Annotated in this window: 3 protein-coding genes; 1 reads left to right on the forward strand and 2 read right to left on the reverse strand. The window is 58.9% G+C overall.

The features are described from left to right. Nucleotides 1-110: 110 nt before the first annotated feature. Nucleotides 111-767 carry a chromophore lyase CpcT/CpeT gene (locus NW834_RS13400; protein ID WP_414344792.1) on the reverse strand — a complete coding sequence of 219 codons (657 nt, stop codon included), beginning with the start codon at nucleotides 765-767 and terminating at the stop codon, nucleotides 111-113. A gap of 416 nt (nucleotides 768-1,183) precedes the next feature. Between NW834_RS13400 and rlmN the strand changes: the two genes are divergently transcribed. Beyond that, nucleotides 1,184-2,242 (forward strand): 23S rRNA (adenine(2503)-C(2))-methyltransferase RlmN, encoded by a 1,059-nt coding sequence (rlmN, locus tag NW834_RS13405; protein ID WP_414349738.1) that lies wholly within the window; start codon nucleotides 1,184-1,186, stop codon nucleotides 2,240-2,242. Between the two features lie 27 nt (nucleotides 2,243-2,269). On the opposite strand, the gene NW834_RS13410 is transcribed toward rlmN, so the two are convergent. Then, the gene (locus tag NW834_RS13410; protein WP_414417146.1) at nucleotides 2,270-4,066 is read right to left on the reverse strand and encodes an aminopeptidase P family protein; all 1,797 of its coding nucleotides are present in this window, start codon (nucleotides 4,064-4,066) and stop codon (nucleotides 2,270-2,272) included. Nucleotides 4,067-4,300: the final 234 nt, after the last annotated feature.

Consider the following 4,300-nt stretch of genomic DNA (forward strand, 5'->3'; position numbering starts at 1 on the left):
TTCTATCGTAACTTCCGCATTCCTCCCGACACTGACCCTACGGGTACAGTGCGGGGCTCCTGCGATTTCTAGCTGACGACGCGAACGGGATCCCCAGCGCCCGCAGCTGCTCAACCAGTCGCTCCAGCAGCCTCATGGTTCAGCACTTCAGCCCACCGGGGTAGGTACTGGGAAAAATCCTGTTTTTTGACAAACCGAAAAGGCCCGGATAGGGATCCCCAGATCACTTGATCGGTCTCCGGATCCCGACCTTGATCCAAGCTGTGAAAGTAGTCGGCTCCGATCTCAAACTCGCTGTACAAATAGGTGGTTCTGCCTTTGCGTTCAACAATACAGCCTTTGCCGGGCAGGCTGCGGCCCCGATAGCAGGATCCCGTCCATTCCACCTGGGTGACACAGCCGGGCAAGAGTTCCAACTCCGCTGCTGTCAGACCGGCCAATTTCCCCTTCGCGTAAGCGTTGCTTAGCAACAACTCCCGACCGGCGCACCTGTAGGAGTCAGGAGCTGTCAGAGCATAGTTTTGAATCCGGATCCCATCTGGAGTATCGAAGAGGTGGATCACCCGCTGTCGGTAAGGCTGCTCAGGATAAATGTCGTACAGTTGCTCCACGTAAAACCCCACCCCCTGCAACACCGACCAAGGCAAGGGGCATTGGTACACATGAATGTTGGCAAACCAGACGGGCTCTGCAATCGCCTGTTGTAGGTTGTTGAAGTGCCCTGCCATCCAGGTGGCCAGTTGAGCCAGTTGTGGGGAAACAGACATAGGTTCAGATGGATTCAATGGATTGAAATCGAGAAGATTCAGATCGAGCGCTCCTGATCCTGCAGACTTTGTCCAACTGTCAGGGACTCCGTCCCGATGGCGCACTCCATAACACACTCTACAAAACTACACCAGGGAATAGCTTGGTAGCCCTGTACTTGAGTGCGGGGTGGAAAAGCCCTTGGGCAACTTGATTTAAGGGAATTTAAGGGATTTAAGAGAGCATTGTTGCTTACCGTCACCCGCCCTGTCTCTGGCGGAGTTGTTGCCATGGGCAGGGGAACCGCAACCCTGTGGCGACGAGGCCGTTCGCGCCACTCGGACGGAGTTCTTGAAGGGGATTGGGTTGCAGGGACAGGCTAGAGTAGAGGAGCCGGACTCCTGTGCCTCTTGAGATCTCGTCTAAGATGGTATTGATGTCGGCCCTACCCATTCCGCTGCTGGGGCAATCCTTGTCTGCTCTGAAAGACTGGGCGGTTGCCCAAGGACAGCCGGCCTATCGCGGGCAACAACTGCATGCTTGGATCTACCAAAAAGGGATCCGCTCCCTGGAACAGGTGACGGTGTTTCCTAGGGCTTGGCGAGAGGCGGTGCAAAGCTACCCAGTGGGACGCTCGCGCATTGTGCAGCGGACAGAGGCCCGCGATGGTACTGTGAAGTTTCTGCTGGGGTTGGCGGATGGGCAGTTGATCGAAACGGTAGGGATCCCAACGGCCAAGCGTCTGACGGTCTGCGTCTCTTCTCAGGTGGGCTGCCCGATGGCCTGCGATTTCTGTGCCACCGGCAAGATGGGCTACCGGCGCAACCTAGAGCTGCACGAGATTCTGGATCAGGTGTTGACGGTGCAGGAAGATTTTGGCCGTCGCGTCAGCCATGTGGTCTTTATGGGCATGGGGGAACCCCTGCTCAACCGCGATACGGTGGTACAAGCCATCCGCAGCCTGAATCAAGATATCGGCATCGGCCAACGGCATATCACCCTCTCGACGGTGGGGGTACCCCGGCAAATTGCCTGGCTGGCGCAGCAGGATCTGCAAGTTACCCTGGCCGTCAGCTTGCATGCCCCCAATCAAGACCTGCGGCAACGGTTGATCCCTTCGGCAGCCCACTACCCTCTGGACACTCTGATCCAGGATTGCCGCGACTACATGCTGCGCACCGGGCGGCGAGTCAGTTTTGAATATACCCTGCTATCGGGGGTCAACGACCTGCCCATTCATGCCCGCCAACTGGCGCAATTGCTGCAGCAGGCCAGCCGGTCAGGGGTACAACTGCACGTGAACCTGATCCCTTACAACCCCATCTCTGAAGCTGACTATCAACGCCCCCACCCGACACGGGTCAGAGAGTTCGTCCGCCAGCTCGAACAGCACCAAGTGCGGGCCACTGTGCGCCAAACCCGTGGCTTGGATGGCAATGCCGCATGTGGTCAACTGCGGGGATCCTTCCTGCGTTCTTTGCCAGGGGATTTGTAATCGCCGCGCAACGCTTGCGCGAGTACATCAGCTCAGTCCGCAGGCGCGTCGTAACCAGGCGGCATCCTGTTCTGGCAAGGTGGCGTGGTGCATGACGTAAACCTGCCGGTGATACTCGTCCAGCCAGGCTCGCTGCGCCTCGTTTAACAGTTCCCAATCGATCAAGCGTCCATCGAAAGGGATCCAAGTCAGGGAGCGAAAGCCCATCCAGCCCTCCGGCTCGGGAATGGCAATCACCTCGTAGAGGTTCTCCAGGCGGATCCCACCCCATCCCGGCTGGTAGTAGCCCGGCTCGATGCTGTTGATCATGCCCACTTTGAGAGGGGTGTTGGCGCGGCGGTGGATCCCGTTGGGCCCCTCGTGGACATTCAAAAAGGCGCCGACACCGTGGCCGGTGCCATGGCCATAGTCCAGCCCGGCCTGCCAAAGGGTAGAGCGGGCGATCCCATCCAACGAGACTCCATAGGTGTCGGGGGGGAAGATCTGGCGGGCGCATTGAATGTGGGCCTTGAGCACCTCGGTATAGCGCCGCTTGCACAAGGGATCCGCGGGTTGCGGGCCAATCCAAACGGTGCGGGTATCGTCGGTGGTGCCCCCCAAGTAGTGGGATCCGGAGTCCAACAAAAACAGTTCGCCCGGCTGCAGCAGCTTTTGGGGATCCGGAGTGCTGTAGTGGATGATGGAGCTGTTGGCGCCGGCGCCGGCAATGGTGTTAAAGCTCAGGCCCACCCACTCCCCTTCCTCCCGGTAGTGGGCCTCCATGATCGCGGCCACGTCGGCTTCGGTGACGGGGATCCCCTGTTGGATTTGCCGGTCGATCCAGGCCAGGGTGCGAATCTTGGCCCGGCTGGCCTTGCGGTTGGCCAGGCGCATCTGTTCCAGCTCGGTGGGGTTTTTCACGGCCTTGAGGGCTTCCACCGGGTGCTCCAGCTCGCGGCAGCTCGCATCCTGCAGCAGCTCTTGAGTGCCCTGGGTGGTCTGCTTGGGATCCAAGCCCACCAGCGCGTAGCTCTTGGCCCATTGGGGCAGTTGTTGGCTGTAGGTCTCGTAGGGCCAGAGTTCCACCCCGGCTTCTGCCAGAAATTGCCGAGATCGGGGACTGAGCCGCTCCAGATCTGTGAATAGAGCCGCTCTATCTAGGCTGACCAAAGCATAGGCCCAAAACACTGGGTTGTAGGGGATGTCGGATCCCCGCAGGTTAAACAGCCAGGCCACCTGATCCAATTTGGTCAGGGGCAACAGTCCCACCCGCTTGCGGCGCATCTCCTGCCGGACTTGGGCCAGCTTTTCTGCAGGGGTGGCCCCGCTTAGGTGGGTGGGTACCGAGTCAATGGGCCGGTCAAAGGGAGCGGTAAGTCCCTGGGCCAACTTATCTACCAAGTTTTCCACGACCGGGATCAAGAGCACCCCTCCCGCTTGGGCATGGGCCTGCAACTGGCGATAGGTGGCCACCGCCACCGTAAAGGGATCCACCCCCAGGCGAAAGCCGGATCCCAGCTCTTCCACAATCTCCATCAGGCTGGGCTGATTCGGCAGACCTCCTTTGATCACTGTCAATAGATTGGGATCCACCTCCCGCTCCGCCTGTTCGTGATAGCGGGGATCTACCCACAGCCAAGCCCTGTCCCGGGTGATCAAGGCATCCCCCACCGAGCCGGTAAAGCCTGTGATCCACTGACGCCGCTTGCGATGTTCCGGCAAATACTCATTGAGGTGCTCATCAGCAGAGGGAACCCAAAAGCCATCCAGATCTTGTTCTCGCAGAAGCTGGCGCAACTGCTGCAAACGGGCAGCAACATCCAGGCGGGGCAGGGTTTGGAGCATGGCAGAGGGGTAAAGCTAAACGGCCAGGCTATCGCCATTCTAAACAAGGTTGGGCCGCCCCCACTTCCCGCCTTCAGTGGTCGGCCATTTCAGATAGCAGCCAGATAGCAGCCAATACCTCCCTCTTCCTATGGGTGAGGGAAGAAATCCGCCAGCTCTAGGTTGTGTTGATCTTTCATTTGAGCCAAAAGAGAGCACTGACGAGATAGAGAAAACTCAAGAAGTTCCTGGCCA

The sequence above is a fragment of the Synechococcus sp. R60.1 genome (genome assembly GCF_047461835.1).
Taxonomy (GTDB): domain Bacteria; phylum Cyanobacteriota; class Cyanobacteriia; order Thermostichales; family Thermostichaceae; genus Thermostichus.